This window comes from Yersinia mollaretii ATCC 43969, assembly GCF_013282725.1.
In the GTDB taxonomy this organism is placed as follows: domain Bacteria; phylum Pseudomonadota; class Gammaproteobacteria; order Enterobacterales; family Enterobacteriaceae; genus Yersinia; species Yersinia mollaretii.
The window spans coordinates 1043431-1060987 of sequence record NZ_CP054043.1 but is presented as its reverse complement, the minus strand read 5'-3'; the positions used below and the strand labels follow the sequence as shown (position 1 = coordinate 1060987).

The following is a 17557-nucleotide window of genomic DNA, read 5'->3' as shown; positions in this document are numbered from 1 at the left end:
TTGAAGTCATTCTTCGTTGGGACACATTATTCATTTTATCGCTTGATAGTTCTAATCACTGGTTGCTATCTTATCTATCGTCAATGGCTATCATAAAACGGAGTATCGATGAATATTCGAGATCTAGAATACTTGGTGGCGCTGGCTGAATTCAGGCATTTCCGGCGTGCTGCCGACTCTTGTCATGTCAGCCAACCCACGTTAAGCGGCCAAATCCGTAAACTGGAAGATGAGTTGGGTGTGATGCTATTAGAGCGCACCAGCCGTAAGGTTCTGTTTACGCAGGCCGGATTATTGCTGGTGGAGCAGGCCAGAACGGTACTACGGGAAGTCAAAGTACTGAAAGAGATGGCCAGTTTACAGGGCGAAAGCATGTCTGGCCCGCTGCATATCGGGCTGATTCCTACTGTCGGGCCTTATCTGTTGCCGCAAATCATTCCTACGCTGCATCAAGCATTCCCAAAACTGGAAATGTATCTGCATGAAGCGCAGACCCAAAACCTGCTAGCCCAGCTAGACAGTGGCAAGCTGGATTGTGCCATTCTGGCACTGGTCAAAGAGACTGAGGCGTTTATTGAAGTTCCGCTGTTTGACGAACCCATGCAACTGGCGATTTACGCCGATCATCCGTGGGCAGATCGTGATCGAGTGCAGATGCATGAACTGGCTGGCGAGAAATTGCTGATGCTGGAAGATGGTCACTGTTTGCGCGATCAGGCGATGGGTTTTTGCTTCCAAGCGGGCGCTGAAGAGGACACGCATTTCCGTGCCACCAGTTTAGAGACCTTGCGCAACATGGTCGCCGCAGGCAGCGGCATCACGCTGTTGCCTTCATTGGCGGTGCCGAATGAAAGAAAGCGTGACGGCGTATGCTATCTGGAATGCTACAAGCCCGTCCCCAAGCGCACCATTGCTTTGGTCTACCGCCCCGGCTCCCCATTACGTGGCCGCTATGAGCAACTTGCCGAGGCGATACGTGAGCACATGCAACCACGCATGAGCGAAGAACTAAAACAGGCGGTTTAAACCATTGAGCGCCGCCACACGATAGGCTTCAGCCATGGTGGGATAGTTGAAGGTAGTATTGACGAAATACTCGATGGTATTACCTTCGCCTTTTTGCTCCATGATGGCCTGTCCAATGTGGATAATCTCAGCCGCGCGTTCACCAAAGCAGTGAATGCCGAGGATCTGTTTGGTCTCCCGATGGAATAGGATTTTCAAGCTGCCGGTATTCATCCCAACAATTTGTGCGCGCGCCAAGTGTTTAAACTGCGCCCGGCCCACCTCGTAAGGCACTTTCATTGCGGTCAGATCCTGCTCGGTTTTACCGACAGAACTGATCTCAGGAATGGTATAAATGCCAGTCGGGATATCTTCGATCAAGTGAACATTGGCTTCACCTTTGATCATTGCTTGTGCGGCAATCCGCCCCTGATCATAGGCCGCAGAGGCCAGACTCGGATAACCAATCACGTCGCCGACGGCATACACATGGGGTAGCGCGGTCTGGTACATGCTGTTGACCTTCAGCAGGCCACGGCTATCCGCTTCCAAACCAATTTTTTCCAGCCCTAAGCCGCTGGTATTCCCCGTGCGGCCATTGGCGTACAACAAACAGTCCGCTTTGACTTTCTTGCCTGATTTCAAATGAACGATAACCCCATCAACCGTCCCTTCAATCTGCTCAAACTCTTCGTTGTGGCGGATAACCACGCCGTTATTCCAGAAGTGGTAAGAGAGGGCATCTGACATCTCCTGATCAAGGAAAGCCAGCAAGCGGTCACGGGTATTAATCAAATCCACTTTGACACTCAGGCCACGGAAGATTGACGCATATTCACAGCCAATCACCCCCGCGCCATAAATAATGACGTGTTGTGGCTCATGGCTGAGCTGCAAAATAGTATCACTGTCATAAATACGTTCATGGGTGAAATCAACGCCTGCCGGGCGATAGGGGCGTGAACCGGTCGCAATGACGATATTATCGGCGCGCAGTGTATCGTTGGTGCCATCGGCATAACGGACATTGATTGTATTGGCATCAATGAAGCTGGCATCGCCGGAGAACATCTGGCAGTGGTTGCGATCGTAAAAGCCTTGGCGCATACGGGTTTGCTGGTTAATCACGCGATCCGCATGGCTTAAAATATCAGCGAAAGAGGAGCTGATGGTTCGGGCATTGTCGCTGTAGAGTGGGTTTTGGTTGAATTCGATAATACGGCTAACGGCGTGGCGCAATGCTTTGGACGGGATGGTGCCCCAATGGGTACATCCACCGCCCACATTATTGTACCGCTCAATCACGGCAACGCGGGCGCCTTGCTTGACCAACCCCATAGCGGCACCTTCACCGCCAGGACCCGAGCCAATCACAATGGCATCAAAATGGAAGTGCTGTTGCATGTAGGAGAGACCTATTATTATACAAAATTACAACGAGATATTAACATCATTCCCGGTATAACCCAATCAACAATGGGTAAATCATTGTGATGGATGCTGTAAAGCAGCAATTCCGTCTTGGGATGATGCGTTTGTATAACGGTTGTTACTATAAAGTTTGGTATATTGCTGACTATATGTCTTAGATTGAGAATTTGGATATCCCTTGGGCACGATTATGGGCGTCAGAGCACAACAAAAAGAGCGGACTCGTCGTTCCCTTATCGAAGCGGCGTTCAGTCAGCTAAGTGCTGAGCGGAGTTTTGCCAGCTTAAGTTTGCGGGAGGTCTCTCGTGAAGCTGGCATTGCGCCGACTTCTTTTTATCGGCATTTCCGTGATGTTGACGAGCTTGGCTTGACGATGGTCGATGAAAGCGGCCTGATGTTACGCCAACTGATGCGTCAGGCACGCCAGCGAATTGCCAAGGGCGGCAGTGTTATCCGCACGTCAGTTTCTACATTTATGGAATTTATCGGCAATAACCCCAATGCTTTCCGCTTATTGCTGCGGGAGCGTTCCGGCACCTCTGCGGCTTTCCGTGCAGCGGTTGCGCGTGAAATTCAGCATTTTATTGCCGAGCTGGCCGATTACCTTGAGCTGGAAAATCACATGCCGCGCAGCTTCACCGAAGCGCAAGCTGAGGCCATGGTCACAATTGTCTTCAGTGCCGGTGCAGAAGTGCTGGACGTGGATATTGAACAGCGGCGACAGTTAGAAGAACGCTTGGTCTTGCAACTGCGGATGATCTCCAAGGGCGCTTATTATTGGTATCGTCGCGAGCAGGAGAAGCTCGCCGTTTCCCGCACGTCATAAGGAAAGGAAAATGATGGAACACTCTAACCCAGAAAAACACGCTGATCCTGAAACGCCAATGAATCCAGAGAAACCGTCTCACGCTGAAAAGCAGTCTTACTCTGAAAAACCGTCTCACGCTGAAAAACAGCCTCGCCGTGAAATCGGCACTCTGCTACTGGCGTTGATAACAGGGTTGGCCGTAAATGGTTCATTTAACGCACTCTTTAGCGCGTTCGTCCCTTTTTCAATTTTTCCGCTGCTGGCATTAATATTGGCGGTTTATTGTCTGCACCAACGCTACCTCAATTTTGCCATGCCACAGGGCTTGCCAGTGCTGGCTTCAGCCTGTTTCTTGCTGGGCATTTTGCTCTACAGCGCGATTGTGCGAGTTGAGCATCCGGCGATTGGTTCGAACTTTGTTCCCTCTATTCTTAGCGTGGCGCTGGTGTTCTGGATCTTGTTCAAGCTGAAAGCGCGTAAATCGGCGCAAGCGAACGAAGAACTGGAATCGGATAATAGCGATAACCAACAGACACAGTAGCTTTCTAGAGGAGATGACTCGATCTGGAACGGTGAGGACAGTCGGAAGAGTAAAGCGTCCGCGCCAGGGAGGGCGCGGCTCGAGCCCCCATGGAGGGGTTTACGGCGTCTTTACGATCCGCCTGTTCTCTCCGCCGCTGGCACTCTGTCAATAACTTCAGGGCAACATAGCGTTGCCCTTTTATTTATCTGCAATTCAAGTCGTTATCTGTAATTCAAGCGAGCCGTCACTCCCGCTTTTCCAGCCACACTCCACACTCCATATGATGGGTGTACGGGAACTGATCGAAGAGTGCTAATCGGCTGATTTTATGAGTGTGCTGCAACTGTTCCAGATTGGCGCACAGCGTCTCTGGGTTGCAAGAGATATAAAGGATGCGCGGATAAGCCTGCACCAGCTTGACGGTTTCGTCATCCAGCCCACTGCGCGGCGGATCGACAAAAATCGTCTCACAGTTATAGCTGCTCAAATCAATGCCCTTCAGGCGATTAAACTCACGAGCACCCTGCATGGCCTGAGTGAACTCTTCCGCCGACATCCGAATGATCTGCACGTTATCGATATTATTCGCGGCAATATTGTATTGCGCCGCCGCTACTGACGGTTTGGCGATTTCCGTTGCCAGCACGCGATCAAAATTACGCGCCAGTGCCAATGAGAAGTTACCATTACCGCAATACAGCTCCAGTAAATCCCCACTCGCCTGTTGGGTGACATCAATCGCCCACTCCAACATATGAATATTCACCGCCGCATTCGGTTGGGTGAAGCTATTCTCAACCTGACGATAAATCATCTCGCGACCGGCGACCGGCAACACTTCATCAATGTAGTCGTGATCCAGCATGATTTTGGTTTTCGATGCCCGCCCAATCAATTGCAGATCAAAACCTTGCTCGCGCAACTGATCACGTAATTCCCGCGCCTTCTGCTGCCACTCTTCATCTAATGGGCGGTGATACAGCAAAGAGGCGATCAGTTTACCGCTCAGCGTCGATAAATAATCAATCTGGAACAGCTTACGGCGCAAGATTGGCTCGGCCCGGATGGCGGTCATCAGGGCGCTCATTAGGCGATTGATTAACAGACTGGCTACCGGGAATTGCTCGACCCGAATACGCTGCTTGGTCTGTTGGTCAAACATGATGTGATACAGATCGTCCTCATCGTGCCAAACACGGAACTCCGCGCGCATCCGGTAGTGCTCAGCCGGAGAGCGGAATATTTCCGGCGCGGGGGCCTGAAACGGCAACATCATGGCCTGAAGACGGGCAGATTTCTCCGCCAATTGGTTTTCATAGCCGTCAGTCGGCAGGATGTTGGGAGTCATGTTTCTTCTCGTCTGGGCATAATAAAAGAGGGTTATTCCTGCGGATTGTAGGGAAAGTGGTTCTGATGTCCAGTTTTGTCGTCATTATCCCTTGTTACAGTAATGGAAGTCTAGACATCCATTTTACTTAATCGTAACATTGCGGTCCGGCCTCAAGCTGTACTTAAACACCTAAGAGTTAAAAGGGAATCCGGTGTAAATCCGGAGCTGACGCGCAGCGGTAAGGGGAAGTTACGGCGATAGGTTTCAACCAGACACTGTCCGCAAGGATGGGAAGTCATCGCCCGCTCTGTTCTCAGAGATCCCAAGCCCGAAGACCTGCCGGTATTACGTCGCAATATTCGTGGTCGTCGCGTACTACCGACCATGGCACTGCGGCATCCGCTATTTGAGTTTGGATGCTTTCCTAATGATCACTAAAAATACAATCACAATAAAAAAATACACGCTGCTCACGGCACTCTCTGTGACGGCATTTTCTGGCTGGGCGCAGGGCAACTCCACCACCGGTAATAATGACGAAATGGTGGTGACGGCCAGCCGTTTTAAACAGCCCGTTTCCACTGTGTTAGCCCCCACTGACGTCGTGACTCGGGATGATATCGATCGCTGGCAGGCCAAAAGCCTCAATGAAGTGATGCGCCGATTACCGGGCGTGGATATCTCGCAATTTGGTGGTTTAGGACAAGGCTCTTCTCTCTATATCCGTGGCACCGAAGCCCGGCATGTACTGGTGTTGGTTGATGGGATTCCCCTTGCGCGTACGGGTATCGTCAACAGCGTTGACTTCAATCAAATACCGATCTCCTTGGTACAACGCGTTGAATATATTCGTGGGCCGCGCTCTGCGGTGTATGGGTCCGGTGCGATTGGCGGCGTCATTAACGTGATTACGCAATCAGATAAAGAGGGGGCACAGATTAATGCGGGTGTCGGTTCCAAAGGCTATCAGCAATATGATGGCAGTGTCCGTCAGCGCTTTGGCGATACATTGGCGACGGTCGCCGGGGGGTATCAAACCACGAACGGCTTTAATATCAAACCGGGATCAAATTACTCGGTAGACAGTGACCGCGACGGCTTCCGCAATAAAAATTTCTGGGCAGGGCTGGATCATCAGTTCAACCAAGCCTTCTCCGGATTTGTGCGAGGTTACGGATATACCAACAGCACGGATTACGATGTCGGCAGCACACCTTACCTCCCTGAATACAGTGGTGATAAAGAGCGGTTATACAACCACACTTATGATACCGGCCTGCGCTATGCAGCGGGCGCTTACTCCTCCCAATTAATTGCTAGCTACCAGAAATATAAAGATTATAACTACAGCAGCCAATATGGCCGCTATGGGGTGGCGACCACGCTGGATGATATGGAACAGCGTAATCTGCAATGGGGCAACACCTATAGCTTCGAAAGTGCGACCCTGAGCGCAGGGATTGACTGGCAGCAGCAACGTTTGACCTCATCCAACACCACGATTTCTGACTCGTATAAGCGGGATAACACCGGCTTATATCTCAGCGGGCAGCAGAAATTTGATTCTGTGACGCTAGAAGCCTCTGGCCGTGCAGACAAAGATGAGCAATTTGGTTGGCATGAGACATGGCAAACGGCGGCGGGCTGGGAATTCGTCCCTGACTATCGCGTAACCTTATCTTACGGCACAGGTTTCCTGGCACCGTCATTAGGTCAACAGTATGGCGCACAGCGCTTCAGTCCTCCGATTGAGTCAAACAGCAACCTTAAGCCAGAGGAGTCTCGCCAATGGGAAGCTGGGTTAGAAGGGGTGACCGGGCCGCTTGACTGGCGTTTGTCTGCTTATCACAACAAAATTGAAAACCTAATCGACTACGACTCTGACCCAATGACCGGCATTGGGCAGTATTACAATGTTAACTCCGCAACAATTAAAGGTCTGGAGTGGACCGGCAACCTCGATACGGGCATCTTCACCCATCAGGTCACATTGCAATATATTGACCCGCGCAATGATCTCAATAACGAAGTCTTAGCCCGCCGCTCTAAACATCAAGCCAAGTATCAGTTGGACTGGACAATGTTCAATTTTGATATAGATATCTCTTACCAGTATTACGGCAAGCGCTACGACAATAACACCTCTCTATATAGTGTTACTCAGCGTGAATTGCCGAGTTACAGCACAGTAGACACGTCGATTGCTTATCCCGTTACTTCTCATCTAACAGTTCGTGGTAGAATTGCTAACCTGTTTGATAAAGATTACGAAACGGCTTATGGCTATAAAACCGCTGGACGAGAGTATTACCTCACAGGAAGCTATAACTTCTAAGGCTAATACGGCTCCTCGCCCGACAGCGCTGATTTTCGACTCAGGTGTTGGCGGGCTGTCTGTCTATCAAGAGATTCGGCAGTTACTGCCGGATCTCCACTATATCTATGCTTTCGACAACGTTGCCTTCCCTTATGGAGAGAAGTCCGGCGAATTCATCGTTGAACGTGTCTTGGATATTGTCACCGCCGTACAACAACGCCACCCACTGGCGATTGTGGTCATTGCATGTAACACCGCCAGCACTGTCTCTCTTCCTGCCTTACGTGAGCGCTTCGCCTTCCCGGTCGTTGGCGTGGTTCCGGCTATCAAACCTGCGGTGCGGCTCACCCGCAATGGGGTTGTTGGCTTACTGGCGACTCGCGGTACCGTTCATGCCTCTTATACTCTGGACCTCATTGCGCGCTTTGCCACAGATTGCAAAATTGAGCTATTGGGTTCATCTGAGCTGGTGGAACTGGCAGAAACCAAGTTGCACGGTGGCGTCGTTCCAGTCGAAGCATTAAAGAAAATCCTTCATCCATGGTTGGCAATGCGTGAACCACCCGACACCATCGTATTGGGTTGCACTCATTTCCCTCTATTAACAGAAGAGTTAGCGCAAGTCTTGCCGGAAGGCACCCGCATGGTCGATTCCGGAGCCGCAATTGCTCGCCGCACCGCTTGGCTGATCTCTTCTCAGGAAAATGTGGTTTCTTCTCAAGATGAAAACATGGCGTATTGCATGGCGCTGAACGTGGACACTGACGCTTTATTGCCCGTTTTACAGGGTTATGGCTTCCCAACGCTGCAAAAACTGCCAATTTAACGGCGTTTTGACTAAAGAAACAGCGGTTGAAAAGTTTTTTCAAATTAGGGGTTGCAGCCTGTCAGGAACTCCCTATAATGCGCCTCCACTGACCGGGAACAACGAAACACACTTCGCCGGGTCAGGAAGAGAAAAGAAGACGTTTGAGTTCGAAAGAAACCAAATAAAACCTTGACTCTTCAGCGGGAAAGCGTATTATCTGCCTCCCGCGTTACCGTAAGATTCGCCGCAAGGCAAACGGGTAACGAACGCTCTTTAACAATTTATCAGACAATCTGTGTGGGCACTCGCAAGACGATATCGAAGCCTGTTTCGGCAGGCAGAAGCAATATCAAAGTCTTGAAGAGTGACCAAAGCAGTACACATTTGAACTTCGGTTCGAATGCATATTTGCAGAAAGTAATCTTTGAGCATCGCTACTTTCATTAGTAGCAAATCAAACAAATCTTAAATTGAAGAGTTTGATCATGGCTCAGATTGAACGCTGGCGGCAGGCCTAACACATGCAAGTCGAGCGGCAGCGGAAAGTAGCTTGCTACTTTGCCGGCGAGCGGCGGACGGGTGAGTAATGTCTGGGAAACTGCCTGATGGAGGGGGATAACTACTGGAAACGGTAGCTAATACCGCATGACCTCGCAAGAGCAAAGTGGGGGACCTTCGGGCCTCACGCCATCGGATGTGCCCAGATGGGATTAGCTAGTAGGTGAGGTAATGGCTCACCTAGGCGACGATCCCTAGCTGGTCTGAGAGGATGACCAGCCACACTGGAACTGAGACACGGTCCAGACTCCTACGGGAGGCAGCAGTGGGGAATATTGCACAATGGGCGCAAGCCTGATGCAGCCATGCCGCGTGTGTGAAGAAGGCCTTCGGGTTGTAAAGCACTTTCAGCGAGGAGGAAGGCAGTCGTGTTAATAGCACGATTGATTGACGTTACTCGCAGAAGAAGCACCGGCTAACTCCGTGCCAGCAGCCGCGGTAATACGGAGGGTGCAAGCGTTAATCGGAATTACTGGGCGTAAAGCGCACGCAGGCGGTTTGTTAAGTCAGATGTGAAATCCCCGCGCTTAACGTGGGAACTGCATTTGAAACTGGCAAGCTAGAGTCTTGTAGAGGGGGGTAGAATTCCAGGTGTAGCGGTGAAATGCGTAGAGATCTGGAGGAATACCGGTGGCGAAGGCGGCCCCCTGGACAAAGACTGACGCTCAGGTGCGAAAGCGTGGGGAGCAAACAGGATTAGATACCCTGGTAGTCCACGCTGTAAACGATGTCGACTTGGAGGTTGTGCCCTTGAGGCGTGGCTTCCGGAGCTAACGCGTTAAGTCGACCGCCTGGGGAGTACGGCCGCAAGGTTAAAACTCAAATGAATTGACGGGGGCCCGCACAAGCGGTGGAGCATGTGGTTTAATTCGATGCAACGCGAAGAACCTTACCTACTCTTGACATCCACAGAACTTAGCAGAGATGCTTCGGTGCCTTCGGGAACTGTGAGACAGGTGCTGCATGGCTGTCGTCAGCTCGTGTTGTGAAATGTTGGGTTAAGTCCCGCAACGAGCGCAACCCTTATCCTTTGTTGCCAGCACGTAATGGTGGGAACTCAAGGGAGACTGCCGGTGACAAACCGGAGGAAGGTGGGGATGACGTCAAGTCATCATGGCCCTTACGAGTAGGGCTACACACGTGCTACAATGGCAGATACAAAGTGAAGCGAACTCGCGAGAGCCAGCGGACCACATAAAGTCTGTCGTAGTCCGGATTGGAGTCTGCAACTCGACTCCATGAAGTCGGAATCGCTAGTAATCGTAGATCAGAATGCTACGGTGAATACGTTCCCGGGCCTTGTACACACCGCCCGTCACACCATGGGAGTGGGTTGCAAAAGAAGTAGGTAGCTTAACCTTCGGGAGGGCGCTTACCACTTTGTGATTCATGACTGGGGTGAAGTCGTAACAAGGTAACCGTAGGGGAACCTGCGGTTGGATCACCTCCTTACCTAACGATACGCATTGCGCAGTGTCCACACAGATTGTCTGATAGAAAGTAACGAGCAAATAAGGCCGGACTGAGAAATTAGTCGGGCTTTAGTACCTTGTTGGGTCTGTAGCTCAGGTGGTTAGAGCGCACCCCTGATAAGGGTGAGGTCGGTGGTTCAAGTCCACTCAGACCCACCAACTCACCATTCCCTGTTGAGTTGCAGCAATAAGGTGATTTGCTTTTTATATGGGGCTATAGCTCAGCTGGGAGAGCGCCTGCCTTGCACGCAGGAGGTCAGCGGTTCGATCCCGCTTAGCTCCACCATATAAAAAACTATTTCAAAACGTACTGCGGTCGCAAGACACAGTGGGTTGTGAAATATTGCTCTTTAACAATCTGGAACAAGCTGAAAATTGAAACAATACAGCTGAAACTTATCTCTCCGTAGCAGTACTGAGATAAGAAGTAACCTGTATTAGAGTCTCTCAAATAATCGCAATGCGACAGGTTTTCGATGTCAAAAAGTGAGTGAGCGACGCAAAGGCAAGGCGTACCGCGCACAGCAACCGGAGTGAACTTAACGTTCATGAGGATTGCGCGCACGGAACAACACCGCATTTGTGAACGCGCAACCACTTTGAGCACAGAAACACCTTCGGGTTGTGAGGTTAAGCGACTAAGCGTACACGGTGGATGCCTAGGCAGTCAGAGGCGATGAAGGGCGTGCTAATCTGCGATAAGCGTCGGTAAGGTGATATGAACCGTTACAACCGACGATACCCGAATGGGGAAACCCAGTGCAATTCGTTGCACTATTGCATGGTGAATACATAGCCATGCAAGGCGAACCGGGGGAACTGAAACATCTAAGTACCCCGAGGAAAAGAAATCAACCGAGATTCCCCCAGTAGCGGCGAGCGAACGGGGAAGAGCCCAGAGTCTGAATCAGTTTGTGTGTTAGTGGAAGCGTCTGGAAAGTCGCACGGTACAGGGTGATAGTCCCGTACACAAAAATACACCTTCTGTGAACTCGATGAGTAGGGCGGGACACGTGACATCCTGTCTGAATATGGGGGGACCATCCTCCAAGGCTAAATACTCCTGACTGACCGATAGTGAACCAGTACCGTGAGGGAAAGGCGAAAAGAACCCCGGCGAGGGGAGTGAAATAGAACCTGAAACCGTGTACGTACAAGCAGTGGGAGCACCTTCGTGGTGTGACTGCGTACCTTTTGTATAATGGGTCAGCGACTTATATTTTGTAGCAAGGTTAACCGAATAGGGGAGCCGTAGGGAAACCGAGTCTTAACTGGGCGTCTAGTTGCAAGGTATAGACCCGAAACCCGGTGATCTAGCCATGGGCAGGTTGAAGGTTGGGTAACACTAACTGGAGGACCGAACCGACTAATGTTGAAAAATTAGCGGATGACTTGTGGCTGGGGGTGAAAGGCCAATCAAACCGGGAGATAGCTGGTTCTCCCCGAAAGCTATTTAGGTAGCGCCTCGTGAACTCATCTTCGGGGGTAGAGCACTGTTTCGGCTAGGGGGTCATCCCGACTTACCAAACCGATGCAAACTCCGAATACCGAAGAATGTTATCACGGGAGACACACGGCGGGTGCTAACGTCCGTCGTGAAGAGGGAAACAACCCAGACCGCCAGCTAAGGTCCCAAAGTCATGGTTAAGTGGGAAACGATGTGGGAAGGCATAGACAGCCAGGATGTTGGCTTAGAAGCAGCCATCATTTAAAGAAAGCGTAATAGCTCACTGGTCGAGTCGGCCTGCGCGGAAGATGTAACGGGGCTAAACCATGCACCGAAGCTGCGGCAGCGACGCTTAGGCGTTGTTGGGTAGGGGAGCGTTCTGTAAGCCGTTGAAGGTGGCCTGTGAGGGCTGCTGGAGGTATCAGAAGTGCGAATGCTGACATAAGTAACGATAATGCGGGTGAAAAACCCGCACGCCGGAAGACCAAGGGTTCCTGTCCAACGTTAATCGGGGCAGGGTGAGTCGACCCCTAAGGCGAGGCTGAAAAGCGTAGTCGATGGGAAACAGGTTAATATTCCTGTACTTGGTGTTACTGCGAAGGGGGGACGGAGAAGGCTAGGCTAGCCGGGCGACGGTTGTCCCGGTTTAAGCATGTAGGCGGAGCGACTTGGTAAATCCGGTTGCTTATCAACGCTGAGGTGTGATGACGATGCACTACGGTGCAGAAGTAGTTGATGCCAAGCTTCCAGGAAAAGCCTCTAAGCATCAGGTAACATTGAATCGTACCCCAAACCGACACAGGTGGTCAGGTAGAGAATACTCAGGCGCTTGAGAGAACTCGGGTGAAGGAACTAGGCAAAATGGTGCCGTAACTTCGGGAGAAGGCACGCTGGCATTAGGTAAAGAGACTTGCTCTCGGCGCCGAAGCCAGTCGCAGATACCAGCTGGCTGCAACTGTTTAATAAAAACACAGCACTGTGCAAACACGAAAGTGGACGTATACGGTGTGACGCCTGCCCGGTGCTGGAAGGTTAATTGATGGGGTCAGCCGCAAGGCGAAGCTCTTGATCGAAGCCCCAGTAAACGGCGGCCGTAACTATAACGGTCCTAAGGTAGCGAAATTCCTTGTCGGGTAAGTTCCGACCTGCACGAATGGCGTAATGATGGCCAGGCTGTCTCCACCCGAGACTCAGTGAAATTGAACTCGCTGTGAAGATGCAGTGTACCCGCGGCAAGACGGAAAGACCCCGTGAACCTTTACTATAGCTTGACACTGAACATTGAGCCTTGATGTGTAGGATAGGTGGGAGGCATCGAAGTGTGGACGCCAGTCTGCATGGAGCCAACCTTGAAATACCACCCTTTAATGTTTGATGTTCTAACTCGGCCCCATAATCTGGGGTGAGGACAGTGTCTGGTGGGTAGTTTGACTGGGGCGGTCTCCTCCCAAAGAGTAACGGAGGAGCACGAAGGTTAGCTAATCACGGTCGGACATCGTGAGGTTAGTGCAAAGGCATAAGCTAGCTTGACTGCGAGAGTGACGGCTCGAGCAGGTACGAAAGTAGGTCTTAGTGATCCGGTGGTTCTGAATGGAAGGGCCATCGCTCAACGGATAAAAGGTACTCCGGGGATAACAGGCTGATACCGCCCAAGAGTTCATATCGACGGCGGTGTTTGGCACCTCGATGTCGGCTCATCACATCCTGGGGCTGAAGTAGGTCCCAAGGGTATGGCTGTTCGCCATTTAAAGTGGTACGCGAGCTGGGTTTAGAACGTCGTGAGACAGTTCGGTCCCTATCTGCCGTGGGCGTTGGAAGATTGAGAGGGGCTGCTCCTAGTACGAGAGGACCGGAGTGGACGAATCACTGGTGTTCGGGTTGTCATGCCAATGGCATTGCCCGGTAGCTAAATTCGGAAGAGATAACCGCTGAAAGCATCTAAGCGGGAAACTTGCCTCGAGATGAGTCTTCCCTGGGGCTTTAAGCCCCCTGAAGGAACGTTAAAGACTATGACGTTGATAGGCTGGGTGTGTAAGTGCAGCGATGCATTGAGCTAACCAGTACTAATGATCCGTGAGGCTTAACCTTACAACACCAAAGGTGTTTTGGTGATTTGAGAGTAGATTTTCAGCGAATGTTCCGAGATTGGATTGGCTGGCTGACGAGAGTTTATCGTGAGCGAGTTAATTGAAACAGAATTTGCCTGGCGGCCTTAGCGCGGTGGTCCCACCTGATCCCATGCCGAACTCAGAAGTGAAACGCCGTAGCGCCGATGGTAGTGTGGGGTCTCCCCATGCGAGAGTAGGACACTGCCAGGCATCAAACACGAGTTATCAGAGTGACATCTGATAACTGAAAAATCGCCAAAGGCGGTTTTGCACAGCGCGGAGCGCTGGCCCTTAGGGGTAAGTATCGGGAAGATACACGTAAAAGAATCGGTGGAGCGGTAGTTCAGTTGGTTAGAATACCTGCCTGTCACGCAGGGGGTCGCGGGTTCGAGCCCCGTCCGTTCCGCCACTTATTTAAATTATGCCTGCTTATCTTAGCAGGCATAATGTTAAGCGTAATTTAGGGGCGTAGCTCAGTTGGTAGAGCACCGGTCTCCAAAACCGGGTGTCGCGAGTTCGAGTCTCTCCGCCCCTGCCATATAAATAACCCTTCGCGAAAGCGAGGGGTTTTTTTATGTTAAAAAATCAGAGTCAATATGCAGTATTTCACCATCGCCTGTTCCAAATTAACGGCTAGAAACATGAATCTTCAGTTTCTTCGTCCAAAATTACACCTGTTTTTGATGCTTAATTAGACTCTTTGACACCAGTTAATGACATCAATTTCGGCATAGACACAAAAACGGTTGTTTCATCGCTGGTCATACCTTCTCAGTGTTTTTACTTATTTCCCCGTCACTGCAATAGCATCCATTCTTCTCTTTTTGTCTAATCTCCTCCGTTACTCTGTTAATCCAACCAATATCTTCTGTACAAATATTCCTCTTATTGACCCCATTTCTTTTTTAGCCCTCACGAAATTGCAAAAGGTAACGTTCCCAATGCATACCTATTTAGCTGAATTTATGTACAAAATGATTGTTATTCTGTGGTGTGACGTTGCTCATTATTACTTTTACAAAATGTACTAAAACTAATTAACATTTTAGCTATCAGGAAGCTCACCTTAAAAAACATCATCTGTTTTTCGAACGACATTATCTGCAAATTGGCCGAACTTCAGGGCAGTGAATAACCTGAATGATGATCTTAACTGTTCCTGAGAATGGTAGTGAATCAACGGCCCGACGATGGCAAGTGAGGAGATAAATATGTACAGGCGTTTACTGTTAGCAGCAGCTGTAACAGCAGCAATGTGTAGTGCAGTTCAGGCGGCTCCGTTAGTCGTGGGTTTCTCTCAAATTGGTTCAGAATCCGGTTGGCGCTCTGCGGAAACAAAGGTTTCTAAACAAGAAGCGGAAAAGCGCGGGATAACCTTAAAAATAGCGGATGCTCAACAAAAACAAGAAAACCAAATAAAAGCAGTGAGATCGTTTATCGCTCAGGGTGTTGATGCCATTTTTATCGCGCCAGTGGTTGCAACGGGTTGGACGCCAGTTTTACAGGAAGCGAAAGAAGCTAAAATTCCGGTATTCCTGCTCGATCGTATGATTGAAGTGAATGACCCTTCTCTATACACCGCAGCGGTGGCTTCAGATAGTGTTTATGAAGGCAAGGTTGCGGGGGAATGGCTCCTGAAAGATGTGGCAGGAAAACCGTGTAACGTCGTTGAGCTGCAAGGCACCGTCGGTTCCAGTGTGGCAATTAACCGCAAAAAAGGCTTCGCTGATGGAATAGCTTCGGCACCTAACGTGAAAATTATCCGTTCTCAATCAGGGGATTTCACGCGTAGTAAAGGTAAAGAAGTTATGGAGAGCTTCATTAAGGCTGAACAAAATGGCAAGAATATCTGCGCCGTTTATGCACATAACGATGACATGGCGATTGGTGCCATTCAAGCCATTAAAGAAGCGGGTCTGAAACCCGGCACAGAAATTAAAATCGTCTCTATCGACGGCGTTCCTGACATATTCAAAGCAATGAGTAGTGGTGAAGCAAACGCTACCGTTGAGTTAACCCCCAATATGGCTGGCCCGGCTTTCGACGCCTTAATTGCGCTGAAAAAAGACGGCACTCAACCACCTAAATTTATCCAGACAGAATCCCGCCTGTTACAGCCAGATACGGCTAAACAGGAATATGAGTCCAAGAAAAGCCTAGGTTATTGATTCAAAAGGCGGGGCTTGCTCCGCCTACTTTCGTCACCTGTATTTGGGCAATATCTGAGTCGTTTTTGAGCATAGGTACATCTGATGGAAACACTGCTAGAAGTCCGTGGCTTGTCAGTTGAATTTCCGGGTGTTAAGGCATTGGATTCTGTGGATTTTTCTCTGCATCGCGGTGAGGTCGTCGCTTTGCTGGGAGAGAATGGCGCAGGGAAATCGACATTAATCAAAGCATTAACCGGGGTCTATAAACGCAGCGCCGGTGAAGTTTATTTGGACGGCAAGGCTATTTGTCCGATTGATACAGCTGATGCTCAAAAAATGGGTATCGGTACTGTTTATCAAGAGGTGAATTTACTGCCTAACATATCGGTTGCAGCAAATCTCTTTATTGGTCGTGAGCCATTACGCTGGGGAATGATTGATCACCGGACGATGAACCAGCAAGCGGAAAAACTACTGACGGGTTATGGCTTAGTATTAGATGTGCAGCATCCCTTAGCAAACTTTTCTATTGCGATACAACAAATTGTCGCGATTGCCCGAGCCGTCGATCTCTCAGCAAAAGTGCTGATTTTGGATGAGCCGACCGCCAGTCTGGATGCCAAAGAAGTCAGTATGCTACTGGATATTTTACGCCAGTTACGAGACCAAGGTATCGGCATGGTATTTGTGACTCACTTCCTCGATCAGGTCTATCGGATCAGTGATCGCATTACTGTTTTTCGTAATGGCAAACTCGTCGGCACAAAAACCACCGCAGAACTCCCCCGCATTGAGTTGGTACAGATGATGTTGGGCCACAGTTTTGATGAGCAATTACTGAAGCGCGGTGAACATAATATTGCGGCAAGTCACCCACTGGTTGAGTTTAAAAACTATGGTCGGCGGGGTGTTGTCGAGAGTTTTGATTTATCGGTTTCTCCCGGTGAAATTGTCGGACTGGCGGGACTGCTAGGCTCAGGGCGCACCGAAACCGCACAGTTAATTTTTGGTGTCACCACCCCGGATACCGGCGAAGCCAAAATTCAGGGTAAGCCCGTCAAAATCAGAACCCCCCGTAAAGCATCAAAACTCGGTTTTGGCTATTGCCCCGAAGATCGCAAAACGGATGGTATCGTCGGTGCGGCAACGGTGCGCGAAAATATTATTCTGGCCTTACAAGCACAACGCGGCTGGCTCCGCCCCCTCCCGATGCGCGAACAAACTCAAATCGCGGAAGCGTTTATTCAGCAACTGGGTATTCGTACCCCCGGCCCCGAACAGCAAATTCAGTATCTCTCCGGTGGAAACCAGCAAAAGGTGCTACTCGCCCGCTGGCTGGCCACAAAACCACGATTTTTAATTTTGGATGAGCCAACGCGCGGAATTGACGTGGGGGCGCATGCTGAGATTATTCGATTGATTGAGAAACTGTGCGACGAAGGTTTGGCACTGTTAATTATCTCATCCGAATTAGAAGAGTTGGCTGGCTATGCCGATCGCGTCATTGTGCTGCGTGATCGTCGGCATATTGCACAACTTGAGCACGGTGAGATTTCCGTTCCTGCCATTATGCAGGCGATTGCGGAGTAATAAGGAGTTA

The 17557-nt window shown here is 50.2% G+C and carries 9 protein-coding genes, 4 tRNA genes, 3 rRNA genes, 1 pseudogene and 1 riboswitch; of the genes and pseudogenes, 15 read left to right on the top strand and 2 right to left on the bottom strand.

The window, feature by feature from the left end:
• The first annotated feature begins 108 nt into the window (after positions 1-108).
• The gene (gene oxyR, locus HRD69_RS04660) at positions 109-1026 is read left to right on the top strand and encodes a DNA-binding transcriptional regulator OxyR (RefSeq protein WP_032815056.1); all 918 of its coding nucleotides are present in this window, start codon (positions 109-111) and stop codon (positions 1024-1026) included.
• On the opposite strand, the gene sthA is transcribed toward oxyR, so the two are convergent.
• Positions 1009-2409, bottom strand: coding sequence for a Si-specific NAD(P)(+) transhydrogenase (sthA, locus tag HRD69_RS04655; RefSeq protein ID WP_004876151.1), 1401 nt, complete (start codon positions 2407-2409; stop codon positions 1009-1011). The genes oxyR and sthA overlap by 18 nt on opposite strands.
• A gap of 217 nt (positions 2410-2626) precedes the next feature.
• Here sthA and fabR point away from each other — a divergent pair, with 217 nt between their 5' ends.
• The 3 genes and pseudogenes from fabR to HRD69_RS20770 all read left to right on the top strand — a co-directional run.
• Positions 2627-3262: an HTH-type transcriptional repressor FabR gene (fabR, locus tag HRD69_RS04650; protein WP_004876152.1), complete on the top strand. Its 636-nt coding sequence runs from the start codon at positions 2627-2629 to the stop codon at positions 3260-3262.
• A gap of 58 nt (positions 3263-3320) precedes the next feature.
• Positions 3321-3785 carry a YijD family membrane protein gene (locus tag HRD69_RS04645; protein WP_072099572.1) on the top strand — a complete coding sequence of 155 codons (465 nt, stop codon included), beginning with the start codon at positions 3321-3323 and terminating at the stop codon, positions 3783-3785.
• An 89-nt stretch (positions 3786-3874) separates the two neighbouring features.
• Positions 3875-3940: pseudogene (locus tag HRD69_RS20770) on the top strand (gluconate 5-dehydrogenase); the annotation flags it as partial.
• Between the two features lie 71 nt (positions 3941-4011).
• Here the strand turns inward: HRD69_RS20770 and trmA are convergent.
• Positions 4012-5115, bottom strand: coding sequence for a tRNA (uridine(54)-C5)-methyltransferase TrmA (gene trmA, locus HRD69_RS04640; RefSeq protein WP_004878231.1), 1104 nt, complete (start codon positions 5113-5115; stop codon positions 4012-4014).
• A 130-nt stretch (positions 5116-5245) separates the two neighbouring features.
• A riboswitch (cobalamin riboswitch) is annotated at positions 5246-5455 on the top strand.
• A 69-nt stretch (positions 5456-5524) separates the two neighbouring features.
• Between trmA and btuB the strand changes: the two genes are divergently transcribed.
• From btuB to ytfR, 11 genes are all read left to right on the top strand, one after another.
• Positions 5525-7432, top strand: coding sequence for a TonB-dependent vitamin B12 receptor BtuB (btuB, locus tag HRD69_RS04635; RefSeq protein ID WP_004878229.1), 1908 nt, complete (start codon positions 5525-5527; stop codon positions 7430-7432).
• Complete coding sequence (gene murI, locus HRD69_RS04630; protein ID WP_032815652.1) at positions 7377-8240, top strand: glutamate racemase; 864 nt, start codon at positions 7377-7379, stop codon at positions 8238-8240. The genes btuB and murI overlap by 56 nt, the downstream gene beginning before the upstream one ends.
• 449 nt (positions 8241-8689) lie before the next feature.
• Positions 8690-10232, top strand: a 16S ribosomal RNA gene (locus HRD69_RS04625).
• 102 nt (positions 10233-10334) lie between these two features.
• A tRNA-Ile gene (locus tag HRD69_RS04620) sits at positions 10335-10411 on the top strand.
• A gap of 51 nt (positions 10412-10462) precedes the next feature.
• A tRNA-Ala gene (locus tag HRD69_RS04615) sits at positions 10463-10538 on the top strand.
• A gap of 342 nt (positions 10539-10880) precedes the next feature.
• Positions 10881-13787: ribosomal RNA gene (locus HRD69_RS04610) — 23S ribosomal RNA — on the top strand.
• Positions 13788-13901: 114 nt separating this feature from the next.
• Positions 13902-14017, top strand: a 5S ribosomal RNA gene (gene rrf, locus HRD69_RS04605).
• The 16S, 23S and 5S rRNA genes sit together here with 4 tRNA genes alongside, the layout of an rRNA operon.
• A gap of 122 nt (positions 14018-14139) precedes the next feature.
• Positions 14140-14216: transfer RNA gene (locus HRD69_RS04600), tRNA-Asp, on the top strand.
• A 53-nt stretch (positions 14217-14269) separates the two neighbouring features.
• Positions 14270-14345 (top strand) — tRNA-Trp (locus HRD69_RS04595).
• A 673-nt stretch (positions 14346-15018) separates the two neighbouring features.
• On the top strand, positions 15019-15975 hold the full coding sequence (gene ytfQ, locus HRD69_RS04590) for a galactofuranose ABC transporter, galactofuranose-binding protein YtfQ (RefSeq protein WP_019213113.1): 957 nt from the start codon (positions 15019-15021) through the stop codon (positions 15973-15975).
• Positions 15976-16059: 84 nt separating this feature from the next.
• Complete coding sequence (ytfR, locus tag HRD69_RS04585; protein WP_004877641.1) at positions 16060-17547, top strand: galactofuranose ABC transporter, ATP-binding protein YtfR; 1488 nt, start codon at positions 16060-16062, stop codon at positions 17545-17547.
• Positions 17548-17557: the final 10 nt, after the last annotated feature.